Consider the following 16,216-nt stretch of genomic DNA (forward strand, 5'->3'; position numbering starts at 1 on the left):
TGACCCGCCTTCCCGAAGTCCATAAGCCAACACCGGCCTACAGATTCAGGATGGACCGGCTGATGCCTATTTCGTTTTCCGACCCGAAGGACCGAGACGAGAAGGAACCGCGCGCGCGCGAACTTTCAAAAATTGCCAGCCTGTTACGGATCGCCCTGACTGTGACGCTGATCCTTCTGGCCGTCTGGCTGATGAAGGATGTGCTGGCTGTTGTTTTCGCCTCAGCACTGATGGCCGTCGTCCTGCATGGCCTCGCCCGGATCGTACGTCGCCACGTCTCGTTCATCCCCTATCAGGGCGCTGTTGCTCTCGTCACAGTGGTTATCCTGCTCGCACTGGCAGGCCTCGTCTGGAGCAGCGGCCCGGCGATCGGGGACCAGTTCATTCGCCTCAAACAGGCACTTGTCCAGCAGTCAGGCGATCTGAAATCGCATCTTTCAGGGTCTACTCTGGGTCAGCTTGTTCTGGATCATCTTCCAACCGCAGTTGGCGGAAATGATGCAACGTCTGGCAGCCTTGGCTCCCTGGGCTCCCTGGGCTCCGGCCTTGCAGGGTCCGTGACTGGTATTCTCAGCAGCGCCTTTGGTGTGCTGGGCACCCTGGCTGTCATTCTGATTGCAGGGCTGTACTTTGCCTTGTCGCCTGCAATTTACATTGACGGTTTTCTGCGCCTCGTTCCTTCCCAGCACCGCGCATCCGCACGTGAATTACTCATGGCTGCGGGCACGACACTCTGGGCGTGGACAGCAGGTCAGGCCCTCGACATGCTCGTCGTGGGCATTCTGTCCGGGATTGGCCTCTCTTTGATTGGCGTTCCTCTTGCGCTTGCACTCGGTGTGGTCGCTGGTATCTGCAACTTCATTCCCTATATCGGCGCCATCCTTGGTGCGGTCCCGGCCGTACTCCTGGGCCTTTCCATGGGAAGCAAAGAAGCCCTGTTCGTGGCTATTCTTTACAGCGTGATCCAGTTCTTTGAAGGCAACGTTCTTGCGCCCCTCATCCAGCGACGTGCAGTCCATATGCCACCTGCCGTTGCTATTCTGTCCCAGACGGTTTTCAGCACCATTCTTGGTATTCCAGGCCTGATCCTGGCATCTCCGATCACGGCAGCCCTGCTGGCTATGGGAGACAAGGCAACTGCCCCTCTCGATGACGAAGAACAGACCCGCCGCGACGTCGGTGAAATTTCCGAAGACGAAGCCAGGAAAGACTGAATATTTCGCTTGCTCCTGACGTAACGTCATCATTGCAGATGATGCGTCAGGAGGAAGATCAATGACTGCAAAGACCCTGACCATTGGCGAACTTGCCAAAGCCAGCGCAACAACACCCCGGACACTTCGGCATTTCGAAGCTTTGGGACTCATCAAGCCAGCCCAAGCTGAAAATGGCAGACGCGTTTACACGCTCCAGACAATCAGCACGCTGGCACACATTTTTCTTTTAAAGCGCATGGGATTTAGTCTCGCTGAGATCCGCTCCCTGGAACTGAAGCCGGCATCCCCAAAAGATATCATAGAGACCCAACTCTCCCTGCTGTCAGCACGCATGGCAGTATGAGAAAGAACAATTTCCCAACTCCGCACCACCCATAATCTAATCTCTGACCAACTCTCTGGTTCGGAGAGCCAGATTTACGATGGTCCGATGGATCTGGTGGCATTTTTCCTTCTGCTGAAGAAGGAGAAGCCATTCTACAACGAGAAAACCTTCAGCCCGTTTTTGAAAAATACTTTACTGCGGAAGAACAGATGGCGTGGCAGACGCAAATGGATCGTCACCTCCCAACTGAAGACAGAACATCCTATCAGGTGCTCTGGGAACGACTTATCGTGCGCTGTGAAGATGCTCTTGCCCGCTTGGTATCCCCATCTGCCCCAGAGGCTCAAAGCCTCGCAAGGGATTGGCTGGAACTTCAGAAGCCTTTGCAAAAGGCCGTGGGCCCGGAACTCTGGCGCAAGACGGGGACAATGTACGAAGACATGCAGGACTGGCAGACACCTGAACGACAGGCGCCTTTCAGTCCTGAAGTGTTCAGCTTTATCCGTGAGGCTGCAATTCTGCTGGCTGGAGCGCCGTGAGAGACGCGTCTTCAAAGGCGTTCATGCGGTAGGGGCCATTGTCCTCAAGCTGCACGCCGACGATGTCCGCTTGATGCCTGTGCTTCCAGATGGAAATGATGACCGGATGATTGTCCGCGTTGTTCATGCGCAGGATGACCTGCCCCTTCGCAGGCGGCTGCTCCCCGCTAGGGCCCCAGGCCGTTGTGTGCGACTGAAGCCACAGATTAATGTCCTGAACTTCAGTTGCACTCAGATCCCGGCTGACAGGAGCGATTATCTTGCCTTCCGTCACCGGCGGGAATTTCCATGCGTGGATCAGTGGCCACGCCACGAACCAGACGATACCCACTGGAATGAAAACCAGTGCACAAAAAGCCAGTAACAGCTTCTGCTCGCGCCTCATAAGGTGTCTCCTGCCCAGCTTTTCAGGGCTTCCGTGATACGATCCACTTCTTCATTCGTCAGCTCTGGCTGAATAGGAAGTGCGAGAATACGTGTTCCGAGATCTTCCGAAACAGGAAGAGCCGCACCGTCATGATGCTCGCTATACGCGGGCTGATGATGGAGAGGTTTCGGGTAGTACACTGCCGTCGGCACCCCCGCGGCCTTCAGGTGTGCCTGAAGGGAATCCCGTTTCGCCGCGTCTGGCAGCAACACGCTGTAAATCGCCCAGGCACTTTCGCTGTCAGGCACGCGCACCGGCTCTTGAATACCTTGCGGCATGGCACGGTCATATGCGCAGGCAATGGCTTCACGCTTGGTCAGCTCATCTTCGAAAGCATCCAGTTTCGCCAGAAGAACAGCTGCCTGAATCGTGTCCAGCCGACCGTTGATGCCAATCCGCTCCACTTCGTATCGCGTCTTGCCCTCCCCGTGCGTTCGCAGGGAACGATAGAGGATGGCCAGGTCCTCATCATCCGTCAGAATAGCGCCTCCGTCTCCGTAGCCGCCGAGAGGTTTGGACGGGAAAAACGATAGCGTTGTAGCACGCGCCTCGTGCCCCAGACGGCGTCCGTGATAAGAGGCCCCGAAAGACTGCGCGCAGTCCGCAATAAGCGTCAGACCTTCCTGGGCCGCAAAAATTTTCAGTTCATCCCAAGGCGCAGGCTGACCGAAAAGATCCACCCCAATCAGAGCTCGCGGCTCCAGTTCCCCACCCTTCCGCACAGCGGTCAGCCGCTCCGCGAGAGACGTCAGACTGATCTGGAACGTATCTGGTTCCACATCAACGAAAACGGGCGTTGCGCCCAAAAGGAGAACAACTTCAGCCGTCGCCGTATAGGTGAAGGCTGGCAGAAAGACCGCGTCCCCCGGTCCGATCTCTTCTGCCATCAGAACCATCAGGAGTGCATCGGTGCCCGATGAGACGCCGACAGCATATTTCGCGCCCCCGAACTCGGCCAGCCGCTGCTCAAGTTCCTCTACCTCGGGGCCCATGACAAAGCGACAATGCTCAAACACTGCGTCAACACGGCTCTTGATCGCGTCTTTCAAACGAGCCTGCTGTTTGGGCAGATCCAGGAAGGCTATCGGGGTAATCATGCAGTGACCTCCGCATCAGGCTGTGAAAGCGCGACCGCAGACGGCGCCTTTCCATCCCGGTTATGGTTGAATTCCGGCACTAACCGGTGAAATATTTCCATGACAGCTGAAAGATCTTCGCGGTGGCACGCCGCTTCCAGCGCATTCATGGCATCAGTCGCGATATTGAAATCCACTGTCCGGGGAGACGCCATTCTCAGACCTGGCGCATCTGTCGGCACTGGGGCTTCCCGTCCATGAAACAGCTCTTCAAAAAGCTTCTCGCCAGGGCGTAGGCCCGTAATCTGGATTTCCACGTCTGTTTCTGGTTTGAGGCCAGCCAGACGGATCATCTGACAGGCAAGATCCATGATCCTGACCGGATCGCCCATATCCAGAACGAAAATGCCGCCCTGCCGGAGACGCTGATCCGTTGTATCTTCCCCGGAAGTATCCTGAGTGCCACGGACGGCAGCCTGAAGCACCAGCCCCACCGCTTCAGGGATCGTCATGAAGTAACGGGTCATGTCCGGGTGGGTTACAGTTAGCGGGCCGCCATGTTCAAGCTGGCGGCGAAACAGGGGGACGACAGACCCTGTAGACCCCAGGACATTCCCAAAACGCACGGTCACACACCGCAAACCGCCTTTACCAGCACGCGCACGCATATCGAGCGCCTGTCCATAGACCTCAGCGCAGCGCTTGCTGGCCCCCATGAGGCTGGAAGGGTTAACGGCCTTGTCCGTCGAAATCATCACCATCGCCTGCGCACCTGAACGCTCGGCCTCGTCCAGAACAATGCGGGTGCCCACGACGTTGGTCAGCACACCCTCGATCGGATTTGATTCCACGATCGGTACATGCTTGAGCGCGGCGGCATGGAAAATAAGTGCTGGACGATATTCCATGAAAATTTCGGATATCCTGCCGCGATCGCGCACATCAGCAATAATCTGATGCCGCTGAACCGCAGGATATCGCTCTGAAAGATCCAGGTTGATCTGCCACAGCGCATACTCGCTGTTTTCAATCAGAAGAATGGCAGCAGGTCTGAACGAAGCGATCTGTCGCGCCAGTTCAGATCCAATGCTGCCGCCAGCCCCCGTTACAGCGATGACCTGCCCAGCGATCAGGCGGCTCATCCCTTCGCTATTCAACGCTACCGGAGGCCTGTTCAACAGATCTTCAATGGCGACGGGACGAAGCTCAACACTGTCTGCGGGCTTCAGATCAGTCAAAGAGGGCGTTCTCTGAACATCAACACCATACTCACGCGCCACTTCAAGGATACGGGACAACGGAGCGCCCCGCAGTTCGGACGTGGTGATAACCAACGTATCCGGCAGACGTCCCGAGGCTGACATCTGCTTCAGAATTTCAGGCGTCTCATCAATCGTTCCAAGAATGGGACAACTGTGAATGCGTCGCCCTGCCTGCTGCGTTCCCCCCGTCAGAAGCCCGACAACGCGACGTCCGGCCTGATGATCCCGCTCCATTGCGCGAATGAAAAGATCCGCCTCGTGATCAGCGCCAAGTAACAGCACGCGCTCACGCTCAGCGACCATAAGGCGACGACGTGCTGTCAGCCGCCAGAACATGCGTAAAGCGCCCAGACATGTCAGGAGAACCAGCGCATGAATGACCGGGAATGTCGTGCTTGGAAGCGGGTAGCCAGCCAGGTGCAGCAAAGTTGAGAACAACGTGGCACTGACAACTGACGCGCAGGCAATATTAAAAAGATCGGAAAGACCGGAAAAACGCCAGTACTGCTGTGCCATACGAAAAGGCAGCCCGCTGACGAGGAGCGTAATCCCCCCGCCCGCCACAAACCATAGCGGATGCAGCAGTCCTCCATGAGGGTCAGCCAGCCAACGTGCCACAGGGGCTGCCGCTGCGGACACGACTCCATCCAGAAGAACATTGAGAGCGATGCGTCTCGCCTGTGCGGTCGTGCGACCTGTACGGCTGATAGCGCTAGACGGGGCCGGAAACTGAGGGCCAGAAGATGGTGTGACTTTCACGTCTCCCTTATAACGCCAAAACCACTGTTCCCATAAAGTCCGTCCATGCCCTTTTCTTTGTCGTCCTTTCTCTCCGGTCTTACCCTGCTGGACTTGTGTGCCGCAGTCATATGCACAGTCCTGGTCGTCCTGATGATTCAGGCCGGAATTATGGACACTCCCGTGCACCGCAGCTCCCATACGCGGCCAACACCCAAAGGCGGAGGCATCGGCATTATCGGAGCTTTTCTGCTCTGCGCGTTACCAAGCCTGTTTCTCAAAGGGCAGCCTATTATAAATCCGTCCGTCATCGGGATGCTGGCCGGCGTTATTCTACTCGCTGCCGTTTCCTGGCTGGACGATTTGTATTCTTTCAGGGCGCGTTACAAGCTTGGTGCACAGTTCATGGCCGCCTTTTTGGCCGCGGCTGGAACGGGCGCATCTCTGCCAATGATGGGGATTTTCATTCTGGGGGCCGTGTTTATCACGAATGCCCTCAACTTTATCGACGGGATTAACGGGTTAGCCTCAGGCACGATGATGATTGCCGCGGCCTTTCTGGCGTCAGCAGGAATACAGCCCGTTATTTTCGTGCTGTTCGCGGTGTGCCTTGCAGCATTTCTGCCATGGAATTTTCCCAAAGCCCGCATTTTTATGGGAGATGTTGGCAGTCAGGCAGGAGCGCTTGTCATCGCCTGGGGGGCCATGCAGCCTCTCCATACTTCGGCGCTCATCGTACTCGCAGTGCTCTCAGGCGTGCTGTGGGATGTCCTCTTTACGCTGGCTCGTCGCGCCCGCGCAGGCGACCGACTGACCGAGGCCCACCGTGGGCATCTTTATCAGCTCGCGATCCGCTCAGGACTGCCAATGCCGCTTGTAACGACTGTCTATTGGGGATTTGCACTGTGGGGTGCAGCGGCCTGTCTGGCCAATGAGTGGCTTGTAATTGCCCTGCTCATTCTTCTGCCTCAGCTTTGCTGGACAGGATATATCTGCACGCGAGCCAGAGCCCGCGTGCAGGATCGTTGGTAATCAGCCAGCGCGACGTGTGCTGATACGCTCGACAGAAGCGGCTGCGCGCTCTGCACGAACCGGACGGGTACCAGAAGCTTCAGCCATGACAGCGCGCATTTCACGAAGGAAGGAAGAACCCTTCAGCGTGCGCTGCACGAGGACGGAACGACGATCCAGCGGATCAACCTTACGACGTGCCAGATCCAGCTCACCGAGACGGTCCAGAGCGCGTGTAATAGCAGGCTTGGACACCTTGAGCTCTGAAGCCAGACCACGAACAGTGTGTGCACCGTCACGCAGGTAGCAGGTCAGGAACACAGCAAGCTGGCGGGCAGACAGATCAGGACCATCACGGCGCACCATGGAGACGACGGTGTCGCACAGAAGGTGAAGCATCTGGTCGTTGTTAGCCTGAGGCATTTCTCTCTCCTTAACGGTCTGCCCTGCCTGTTACCCGATCGAGTAACAGGAAAAAGAACATTCGAGCCTTGCCGGCCCGAGGGGTTGCATCTGTGGCTCACCCCATCATGGGATTGAGCGTTGGTCTTCTACATCTGGTGTTTTGAAACGCATCCGCAAGTATGCGGGTTTCAAAACGATTTATGCTGCGGCTAGCAGCTTTCGAACATGAAAGGCCGTATGCCCTATCAGAAGCAGATTTACACCCCATAGTTTTAAGACAATCATATTACGGTTCGTTAAGGATCATCTTCCCGTCAGGTTCTTCACTTCACGAAGACCTGCGAATGTTTGTTATCATTTTAAGAAGCGCACGAAGTGCCAGCGTCTCGCCGCCCTCTGGTCGCCCCGGAGAATTGGCGTCATTCCAAGCGTAAGTGTCTATATGCAGCCAGTTTTGTCCGGCCGGAACGAAGCGCTGAAGGTACAAAGCGGCTGTAATAGCGCCCGCCATGGGCTTGGATGTAATATTTCCGACGTCGGCTATTTTACTATCAAGCCATGCGTCATAGCCATGCCAGAGTGGCAATCTCCACAAAGCATCTGCAGTATCTGAGCCCGATTCGAGCAGTAATTGAGCCAGTTCATCACTGTTACTGAACACCGCTGGAAGGTCTGGACCGAGAGCTACGCGCGCAGCGCCGGTCAGGGTTGCAGCATCCACAATGTAATCTGGCGCAGATTCAGCGGCTTCCGTTATCAAATCGCACAACACCAAACGCCCCTCTGCATCTGTGTTGCCAATCTCAACCGTTTTTCCGCTTCGCGTCCGCAGAACATCGCCAGGACGCATGGCATGGCCAGACACACTGTTCTCAACACATCCAAGACGCAGTTCCAGATCAACATCCAGTTGCAGATCAATCGCCGCGCACATCACAGCCAGAAGCAGGGCTGCGCCGCCCATGTCTTTTTTCATACGCAGCATGCCTGCTGCGGGCTTCAGGTCGTATCCCCCCGTATCGAAGCACACGCCCTTCCCAACAAGAGACAGACGCGGCGCGCCTTCACGGGCTTTCCAGCGGGCCACAACAACAGCAGGCTTGCGTTCAGACCCCTCACCCACCTCTGCCAAACAGGGATACGCGGCCTTCAGGTCATCGCCCTCAACAATGCGAACGTCTGCACCACGATTTTCCAAAGCCCGATAAGCCGACAGCGCCAGATCTTTTGGGCCAAGCAGATTGGCGGGCGTATTGATCAGATCCCTGCCAAACCAGTTTGCTTTCGCATAGGCAATAACGGTAGCCGCCTCGTCCGGCACAACCAATCGCGTGGTGAATGACCGCACGACCCCGACACGATATTGATATGTTCCCATGGCGAACCCGAGAAGAGCAGTCTCCTGAACGGCGCTTTCCATCCCGTGCGGCAGAAGGCTCCAGTCACCCTCCGGAAGGATCGTTCCCAGCACGCCAAAGGCTGTCGGGTCATTCAGGCGCCCCTCATCGACACAAAGCAGAGCCGCTCCCGCCCCACCGTCGCCAGGCAGAAGCGTAAAAGCGCCATCTTTTGCTTTGAACCCCTGCGCCGTCAGAAAAGATGCGTGCTCGCCCAGGAGACCGGCAATCGTCTCGTCATCCTGCACCTTCACCAGATGCACAACGCGCGGTGTTGGAGCCTCGCTGGCGGAAACAAAAGGGAGCTGGATGTGAGAACTCATGAACCTCTTTCCTTAAAAGATCGAACCTTTTGGCTCGAACGCTTGCTTTTGTTCCGCAGGCACCCGACCATTCACACATGAAGGGTGCACACCGCGGTAACCATTCCGCTCATCATATCATGCCAGCAAGCGTCCGTGCGGCACTTGGCCCAACCAATACGGGCAAGACGCACTATGCTCTGACTCGCATGATGGCTCATTCCTCCGGCATCATCGGTTTTCCGTTGCGCCTTCTCGCGCGCGAAAACTACGAGCGCCTGGTCGCGGCCAAAGGGGAGCGTTCCGTCGCCCTTATAACAGGTGAGGAAAAAATTGTTCCTCCAGGCGCGCGATGGTTCTCCTGCACGGTCGAAGCCATGCCACTGGACCGGAAAGCCGAGTTCGTCGCTGTCGACGAAATCCAGCTCGCGTCTGACCCGGACCGTGGACATATCTTTACGGATCGTCTCCTCCACGCCCGGGGAACCGTAGAGACACTCTTCCTGGGTGCGGAAACAATTCGTCCGCTTCTGCAAAAGCTGGTGCCCGGAATCGAAATCGACACACGCACACGCCTGTCGAGTCTCGTGAGCACTGGACCAACCAAGCTTTCTCGCCTCCCCCCCCGATCGGCCATCGTGGCTTTCTCGATGTCAGAAGTTTACGCTCTGGCCGAAGTCATACGACGCCGGAGAGGTGGTTGTGCCGTCATCATGGGGCAACTCAGCCCACGCACGCGAAACGCCCAGATCGAGCTCTACCAGAACCGGGAAGTCGATTACTTGGTGGCCACCGATGCCATCGGGATGGGGTTGAACATGGATGTGGACCATGTTGCGCTTGCCCAGCTTTCCAAATTTGACGGCACAACACCCCGCCCGCTCTTCCCGCAGGAAATAGCGCAGATTGCCGGCCGTGCGGGGCGTGGCATGAAGGACGGTACATTCGGGACTACGGCCGATTGTCCGCCCATGTCGGCCGCAACTATAGATGCCGTAGAACAGCACCGCTTCGATCCGATTCAACGGCTATACTGGCGCAATCACGCACTGGATTTCAGCAATCCCCGGGCTCTTCTCGCCAGCCTTACGGTCGCGCCGCCTTCCCGCGGCCTAATGGCAGGCCGCGTTGCGTCTGACGTTGTGACCCTTGAGTCCCTGATTCTGGACCCGGAAATTCGGGAGGTCGCCAAAGGAAAACGTGCGACGTCTCTTCTCTGGGAAGTCTGCCAAATCCCTGATTTCCGCAAACTTGGCGATGACAGCCATACACGGCTCTGCGCACGCCTGTTCCTGCATATCCTCAAAGATGGCGCTGTTCCAGCAAACTGGATGGAAGGACACATCAAGGGTTTTGCCCGCACCGAAGGTGACATTGATACCCTGATGCATCGTCTGACGGGCGTACGGGTCTGCTCTTATGTGGCCGCCAGAACAGAATGGAGCCGTCACTCATCTGTCTGGCAACAGCGCGCCCGGGAAGTGGAAGACCTGCTTTCAGACGCACTGCATGAGCGCCTGACGTCCCGCTTTGTGGACAGACGCGCCACGTCCCTGCTTCGTCGACTGGATGCTGAGACAGACCGTAACCTCCTGTCTGCCGTCACCGCAGACGGAGAGGTCATTGTTGAAGGCCATAGCATCGGCAAGATCCGTGGCTTTTCGCTCCAAACCGACACCACAAACGGGCCTGATCATCAGATCGTTCTCAAAGCCGGACGCAAAGCGCTGCTGCAGGAGATCCCACGCCGGGTCCGCCTATTTCAGGAGGCGCCGGATAGTGCTTTGTCCCTTGAGACAGACACCGGCATTCTATCGTGGGACAACATCCCCCTCGGCCGATTGACGGTTGGAAAAACGTTTCTACAGCCAGCCGTCAGATTGTTTTCCGCTGAGTTCACTGACACCAATCAGCGAATTCAGGTTGAGCAGCGCCTTCTCCGTTATGTGGACAGCACACTTCAACGGGATCTCTCCGTTCTCTACAAAGCGCAAAGCGCCGTAACGGATCAGCCTCAACTCAGAGGCATTCTTCATCGATTGCATGAAGATGGCGGTATCTCCTCTGTCCTGCCCTCAGATCAGTCCCTCCCGCCTCCAGCTCAACGCGCCTTGCGGAAGCTCGGCGTGGAAGTGGGTCGTTTTGCCGTTTTCTGTCCCGCACTTCTGCGTCCACGAGCATCGGCCCTTCTGACACTTCTCACACAACTCCGCCTTGACCTTCCCCTGATGCCCCCGCCAGCCGGTCGTGTCTCGTTGCCATGGCATATGGTGGAAGGCGTTCCAGGCTGGCTGCAGGCAGCCAAAACAGGGGTTAGACTCGATATCGCCGAACGTATTGTGAAAGAGCTGGAGCAATTAACGCGCAAGCGGGATCATCCTGCTCCCGTCGGTCTCGCCTCACGCCTTGGAATTAAAGCCGACCTTCTTCCAGAGGTTCTTGGTGCCCTTGGCGTTGCCCACAAACCACCGTGCTCTCCCAGCCAAACGCATGCTGGGCCACCTGCACCATTGATGCTCCTGGCTGACCGCCGCAATCGAGCAACACGCAGAAAGGCCAGACCGTCAGGAGCGGCCAGCAACGCAAGACGCCCCATTGTCCGACCAGACAGCCCTTTCGCCGCCCTGGCCATTCTGAGAGATCGTGCTGCCCCATGAGTGATGCCTATCAACGCCTGGATCAGTGGCTTTATTATGCCCGCGTCGCCAAGACACGCCCGCTCTGTGCAACCATTGTCAGCAAAGGGCGCATCCGGGTAAACAGACAGCCCACCAGCAAGCCGCATGCCAAACTCAGGGTGGGTGATGTGGTGACCCTGCCGCCTCTCAGCCCCGGTGAAGACGTGCGTGTCTGGCGCGTTCTGGACCTTGGGGAGCGTCGGGGCCCCGCGAAAGAAGCATCCCAGCTATACGAGATCGTGAGAGAAGAGCCTAAGAAGCTTGCTTCCTAGGCCAATCCTTCGCATATCATCCCGCACAATATAAAATTGGGCCGCACAGCCGGGCCCGAATGAGGATCGGAGACACCAATGAGCTATGTGGTCACGGAAAACTGCATCAAGTGCAAGTTCATGGACTGCGTGGAAGTTTGCCCCGTAGACTGCTTCTATGCCGGAGAAAATTTCCTCGTCATTAATCCGGACGAATGCATTGACTGCGGCGTTTGCGAACCTGAGTGCCCGGCAGAAGCCATCTTCCCGGATAGCGACAACCGTGCAGCTCCATGGATCGAGATCAACTCCCGTCTCGCCGCCCAGTGGCCAAACATTACCCGTAAGGGCGAACAGCCAGCTGACGCAGAAGAGTGGAAAGATCAGCCGGGCAAGGCAGCCATGCTGTCCGAGGCTCCCCACAAGGACTGAGACGCCTCTCCCACCAAGATACTATTAAGCCCGGCCATTGTGCCGGGCTTTTTTATTGCGCCTGCCACACCCTGCTCAGTTGGAAACTGCGAGGGCATTAAGGTAAGCGCCTGAGTACCGATCAGGACAGCAGACATAAAAAAAGGCTGACAGGATTTCTCCTGCCAGCCTTTCCTGCCGTGATCCCAAAAGAAATCTTAGCGGGACATCATGTTGATGGCCGTGTCATGCATGATGAACAGCGTGCCGCCAATAATGACGATGACTGATACTGCTGCAAAGATGAAGCACATCAGGTTCCAGCTCTGCTCGTTGCTGGTGTTCATATGAAGGAAGAACACCAGGTGGACCACGATCTGAACGACCGCGAGAACACCGAGAGCTGCAAGTGCCATCCCCGGGGCCAGTGCGTGTGTCATGACTGCTGCGAAAGACGCAACAGTCAGGACGACCGCAAGAACGAACCCGATGATGTAAGACTGATAGGAGCCGTGGCTACCATCGTGGGTTGTATGTGCCTGGGCCATTACATCACACCTGCGAGATAGACGAAGGAGAAAACACAGATCCAGACGATGTCCAGAAAGTGCCAGAACAGGCTGAGGCAAGTCAGCTTGTCCATCATCCGCGGAGACAGATCCTGCGGGCCCATCATCTGGACCATCAGAACTGCCATCCAGATCAGACCGCAGGTGACGTGAAGACCGTGCGTACCAACCAGCGTGAAGAACGCGGAGAGGAATGCAGAACGGTCAGGACCATTTCCTTCGGCGATCATGTGGGTGAACTCAGTCACCTCAAGACCAACGAAGGAGAGACCCAGAACGAACGTCACGGCGAGCCACAGAAGAACCATCCCCTTGTTCTTTGCCAGCGCACTGAGCGAGGCAAAGCCGTAGGTGATGGACGAGAACAGCAGGATAGCCGTCTCGATCCCGACATTCGTCAGATCGAACAGTTCTTTCCCCGAAGGGCCTCCGGCGTACTGGTTCCGGAGGACTGCGAAAGCAGCAAAGATCGACCCGAAGAGAATGCAGTCGGTCATCAGGTAGAGCCAGAAACCGAAGACGTTCGGGCTCTCGTGGTGATGCTCGTGATCGTGACCGTCAGCGTGTGCCAGAGGCGACATGGTTGCTTCGTGAGCCATTAGCTATGCCCCCCTTACTCTGCTGCCTGAGCAGCGGCGATACGACGGGAATAGACTTCCTCGTTGTGCTCGATTTCGCTGACAGGGACGTAGTAGTCGATATCACGGTTTGCACTGCGCATGATCATGGTGGCGGCGATACCGATCAGACCAAGACCAGCCATCCACCAGATGTACCAGATTGCACCGAAGCCCAGGATGAAGGCGAACGCACCGATGAAGGCACCAGCAGCGGTGTTCTTCGGCATGTGGATCGGAGCAAGCGGCTTGTTGTGTGCACGACGGCCAAGCTGCTTCTCGGTGTGGAACGTGTCCAGACCGTGAATGTCCGGGATCACTGCGAAGTTATAAGCCGGCGGCGGAGAAGAAATGGACCACTCCAGCGTACGGCCACCCCACGGATCGCCCGTCAGGTCGAGGTTTTCCGGTAGGTTACGGTCACGGATGGAAACGTAAAGCTGCGTGAGCTGGCAGACGATACCCAGAGCGATAACAACCGCACCAGCTTCTGCAATCAGCAGCCACGGACGCCAGTCCGGATTGTCGTAGTGGTTCATACGACGCGTCATGCCTTCGAGACCGAGGACATACAGTGGAACGAAGGCAAGATAGAAGCCAACGAACCAGCACCAGAACGCGCGCTTGCCCCAGGCTTCGTTCAGCTTAAAGCCGAAAGCCTTCGGGAACCAGAAGCCCATACCTGCAATGTAACCGAAGTACACGCCGCCGATGATGACGTTGTGGAAGTGGGCAATGAGGAACAGGGAGTTGTGAAGGATCCAGTCAGCGGCCGGCATGGCCATCATGACGCCCGTCATGCCACCGATGGAGAAGGTGATCATGAAGCCGATCGTCCAGTACATCGGAGCCGTGAATTCAACACGTCCCTTATACATGGTGAACAGCCAGTTGAAGATCTTCACACCAGTCGGGACTGCGATAACCATCGTCATGATACCGAAGAAGGTATTGACGTTGGCGCCTGCGCCCATGGTGAAGAAGTGATGCACCCACACGACGAACGACAGCACCATGATGGAGCACGTAGCGTAAACCATCGTGTTGTAGCCGAAGAGCGGCTTGCGGGAGAACGTTGAGGTAACTTCAGAGAAAACACCGAAGGCCGGGATGACCAGGATGTAAACTTCCGGATGGCCCCAGGTCCAGATCATGCTCAGATACAGCATGACGTTGCCGCCGGCATCGTTCGTGAAGAAGTGCATGCCGAGGTAACGGTCGAGGCTGAGCAGTGCCAGCGTAACCGTCAGAACCGGGAAGGACACCATGATCAGCACGGTCGTGCAGAACGCTGTCCAGGTGAAGACCGGCATCTGCATCCAGCCCATGCCAGGAGCACGCATCTTAACGATGGTCGTGAAGAAGTTCACGCCCGTCAGAAGCGTTCCGACACCGGAGATCTGAACAGCCCAGATGTAGTAGTCAACGCCGACGCCCGGGCTGAACTGCATCTCGGACAGAGGCGGGTAAACCAGCCAACCGCACTGAGCAAACTCACCGATAAACAGTGAAAGGTTGATCAGAAGGGCGCCGACCAGCGTCATATAGAAGCTGAGCGAGTTCAGGAACGGGAACGCAACGTCGCGCGCACCGATCTGGAGAGGCACCACCAGGTTGAGCAGCCCCGTCATGAACGCCATGGCCATGAAGAAAATCATGATCGTGCCGTGAGCGGAGAAGATCTGGTCGTAGTGGTGTGGCGGAAGGTAACCAGGGTTACCGGCATAGGCCAGCGCGAGCTGGGTACGCATCATGATGGCGTCCGCGAAGCCGCGGAACAGCATGACAATTGCCAGGATGATATACATCACGGCAAGGCGCTTATGGTCGACTGTCGTCAGCCATTCACGCCACAGGTAACCCCACTTACCGAAGTAAGTAACGGCACCCAGCACGGCAAGGCCGATGACAGCCACACCCAGGAATGTGCCGACAAGGATCGGCACATCGAAAGGTATGGCTGAAAGGGAGAGTTTTCCGAGCATCTGTCGGTTATTCCTTCATGCCAGTGTCGGACGGTGCAGCGCTGGAAGCGGACTGCATATGCATGACCTTGCCCGTCGTCTTCTCAACCATCATGCCATTGTTGTACTTGGCGACGATGCCGTCGAAGAGATCCGGCTGGACATGCGCGAAGTACTGAACCGGCGCAGCTTCCTGCGGGGCGGAATACTTCGGATATGTCGTGTCATCGAGGTTTTCGCTGCCGCTCTTCACCTTCTCGACCCAGGCGCTGAATTCTTCAGGTGCCATGGCGAGGGTGCGGAACTTCATGTCAGAGAAACCGCGACCACTGAACTGGGAAGCTTCACCCAGATAATCACCGGACTCAGTTGCAAGAAGATGCAGCTGCGTCTGCTGACCTGGCATGGAGTAGATCATCGATCCCAGACGCGGGATGAAGAAAGACGTCATGACGGTGTCAGAGGTGATCTGGAAGTTCAGCGGCGTGTTCGTCGGGACATCCAGCTGGTTGATCGTTGCGATCCCCAGATCCGGATAGATGAACAGCCATTTCCAGTCGAGGGAGACCACCTGCACGTTCAGCGGCTTGACGTTGTCAGCCGTCTGAATCGGGCGGTACGGGTCGTAAGCGTGAGTGCTGTACCAGCTGATCGCACCGAGAGCGATAATGATCAGGGAAGGTACGCCCCAGATAACATACTCAATCTTCGTTGAGTGATCCCAGGTCGGCAGATACTCGGCCTGGGTGTTGGAAGCACGATACTTCCAAGCAAAGTAAAGCGTTGCGATACAGGTCGGAACCACAACAAACATCATGATGACAAATTCTGCCACCATGACATCGCGGTTCATTTCTGCGATCGGACCGCGCGGCTGAAGCAGATCAACCGTGCAACCCGATAGCATCAGCGCCGGCAACGCTGGGAGATATCGCCAGAGTTTTTTCATCGGTCCTGCTTTCATCATCCGTTCCGGCATGGAGTATTCGCCGGGAAACGGTTTGACACGATAAGGGCCGCATCAGAG

16 protein-coding genes are annotated in these 16,216 nt (G+C 56.7%); 7 read left to right on the forward strand and 9 right to left on the reverse strand.

Translation table 11 applies throughout. The features are described 5' to 3' along the window. Positions 1–62: 62 nt before the first annotated feature. The 3 genes from HK24_RS11025 (at position 63) to HK24_RS13940 (ending at position 2,081) form a co-directional block, all read left to right on the forward strand. Positions 63–1,214 (forward strand): AI-2E family transporter, encoded by a 1,152-nt coding sequence (locus HK24_RS11025; protein ID WP_086634515.1) that lies wholly within the window; start codon positions 63–65, stop codon positions 1,212–1,214. Positions 1,215–1,275: 61 nt separating this feature from the next. Further along, positions 1,276–1,560 (forward strand): MerR family transcriptional regulator, encoded by a 285-nt coding sequence (locus HK24_RS13935; RefSeq protein WP_233126241.1) that lies wholly within the window; start codon positions 1,276–1,278, stop codon positions 1,558–1,560. A 191-nt stretch (positions 1,561–1,751) separates the two neighbouring features. Continuing rightward, positions 1,752–2,081: a TipAS antibiotic-recognition domain-containing protein gene (locus tag HK24_RS13940; RefSeq protein WP_233126242.1), complete on the forward strand. Its 330-nt coding sequence runs from the start codon at positions 1,752–1,754 to the stop codon at positions 2,079–2,081. On the opposite strand, the gene HK24_RS11035 is transcribed toward HK24_RS13940, so the two are convergent. From HK24_RS11035 to HK24_RS11045, 3 genes are read right to left on the reverse strand one after another with little or no spacing between them, the layout of a single operon-like run. Next, positions 2,041–2,466 (reverse strand): hypothetical protein, encoded by a 426-nt coding sequence (locus HK24_RS11035; protein ID WP_086634516.1) that lies wholly within the window; start codon positions 2,464–2,466, stop codon positions 2,041–2,043. The two genes, HK24_RS13940 and HK24_RS11035, sit on opposite strands and share 41 nt — an antisense overlap. Continuing rightward, positions 2,463–3,605 (reverse strand): DegT/DnrJ/EryC1/StrS aminotransferase family protein, encoded by a 1,143-nt coding sequence (locus tag HK24_RS11040; protein ID WP_086634517.1) that lies wholly within the window; start codon positions 3,603–3,605, stop codon positions 2,463–2,465. The genes HK24_RS11035 and HK24_RS11040 overlap by 4 nt, the downstream gene beginning before the upstream one ends. Then, positions 3,602–5,554, reverse strand: a complete 1,953-nt coding sequence (locus tag HK24_RS11045; protein ID WP_233126248.1) for a nucleoside-diphosphate sugar epimerase/dehydratase — start codon at positions 5,552–5,554, stop codon at positions 3,602–3,604. The genes HK24_RS11040 and HK24_RS11045 overlap by 4 nt, the downstream gene beginning before the upstream one ends. Before the next feature lie 213 nt (positions 5,555–5,767). On the opposite strand from HK24_RS11045, the gene HK24_RS11050 reads away from it, so the two are divergent. Continuing rightward, positions 5,768–6,616 carry a UDP-phosphate alpha N-acetylglucosaminyltransferase gene (locus tag HK24_RS11050; RefSeq protein ID WP_233126243.1) on the forward strand — a complete coding sequence of 283 codons (849 nt, stop codon included), beginning with the start codon at positions 5,768–5,770 and terminating at the stop codon, positions 6,614–6,616. Here the strand turns inward: HK24_RS11050 and HK24_RS11055 are convergent, their stop codons facing one another. Both HK24_RS11055 and HK24_RS11060 read right to left on the reverse strand, forming a co-directional pair. Then, positions 6,617–7,018: a MarR family transcriptional regulator gene (locus tag HK24_RS11055; protein WP_046899636.1), complete on the reverse strand. Its 402-nt coding sequence runs from the start codon at positions 7,016–7,018 to the stop codon at positions 6,617–6,619. Between the two features lie 310 nt (positions 7,019–7,328). Beyond that, entirely contained in the window at positions 7,329–8,720 is a 1,392-nt protein-coding gene (locus HK24_RS11060; protein ID WP_086634520.1) for a leucyl aminopeptidase family protein, read from the reverse strand. 77 nt (positions 8,721–8,797) lie between these two features. Between HK24_RS11060 and HK24_RS11065 the strand changes: the two genes are divergently transcribed. The 3 genes from HK24_RS11065 to fdxA all read left to right on the forward strand — a co-directional run bounded on the left by HK24_RS11065 (position 8,798) and on the right by fdxA (position 12,060). Then, positions 8,798–11,356 carry a helicase-related protein gene (locus HK24_RS11065; RefSeq protein WP_086634595.1) on the forward strand — a complete coding sequence of 853 codons (2,559 nt, stop codon included), beginning with the start codon at positions 8,798–8,800 and terminating at the stop codon, positions 11,354–11,356. Further along, the gene (locus tag HK24_RS11070; protein WP_046899639.1) at positions 11,353–11,649 is read left to right on the forward strand and encodes an RNA-binding S4 domain-containing protein; all 297 of its coding nucleotides are present in this window, start codon (positions 11,353–11,355) and stop codon (positions 11,647–11,649) included. Before HK24_RS11065 ends, HK24_RS11070 begins: the two co-directional genes overlap by 4 nt. Positions 11,650–11,727: 78 nt before the next feature. Continuing rightward, positions 11,728–12,060 (forward strand): ferredoxin FdxA, encoded by a 333-nt coding sequence (fdxA, locus tag HK24_RS11075; RefSeq protein ID WP_046899640.1) that lies wholly within the window; start codon positions 11,728–11,730, stop codon positions 12,058–12,060. A gap of 197 nt (positions 12,061–12,257) precedes the next feature. Here the strand turns inward: fdxA and cyoD are convergent, their stop codons facing one another. Genes cyoD through cyoA form a run of 4 tightly spaced genes read right to left on the reverse strand, consistent with a single transcriptional unit; the run spans position 12,258 to position 16,156 of the window. Then, positions 12,258–12,587, reverse strand: coding sequence for a cytochrome o ubiquinol oxidase subunit IV (gene cyoD / locus HK24_RS11080; RefSeq protein ID WP_086634521.1), 330 nt, complete (start codon positions 12,585–12,587; stop codon positions 12,258–12,260). After that, positions 12,587–13,207: a cytochrome o ubiquinol oxidase subunit III gene (gene cyoC, locus HK24_RS11085; protein ID WP_046899642.1), complete on the reverse strand. Its 621-nt coding sequence runs from the start codon at positions 13,205–13,207 to the stop codon at positions 12,587–12,589. Before cyoC ends, cyoD begins: the two co-directional genes overlap by 1 nt. A 14-nt stretch (positions 13,208–13,221) precedes the next feature. Beyond that, a complete protein-coding gene (gene cyoB, locus HK24_RS11090; RefSeq protein WP_086634522.1) occupies positions 13,222–15,210 on the reverse strand; it encodes a cytochrome o ubiquinol oxidase subunit I in 1,989 nt (662 codons plus the stop codon). 7 nt (positions 15,211–15,217) lie between these two features. Then, a complete protein-coding gene (gene cyoA / locus HK24_RS11095; protein WP_046899644.1) occupies positions 15,218–16,156 on the reverse strand; it encodes a ubiquinol oxidase subunit II in 939 nt (312 codons plus the stop codon). Positions 16,157–16,216 lie beyond the last annotated feature (60 nt).

The organism is Gluconobacter sp. DsW_058 (assembly GCF_002153615.1).
Classification (GTDB): Bacteria; Pseudomonadota; Alphaproteobacteria; order Acetobacterales; family Acetobacteraceae; genus Gluconobacter; species Gluconobacter cerinus.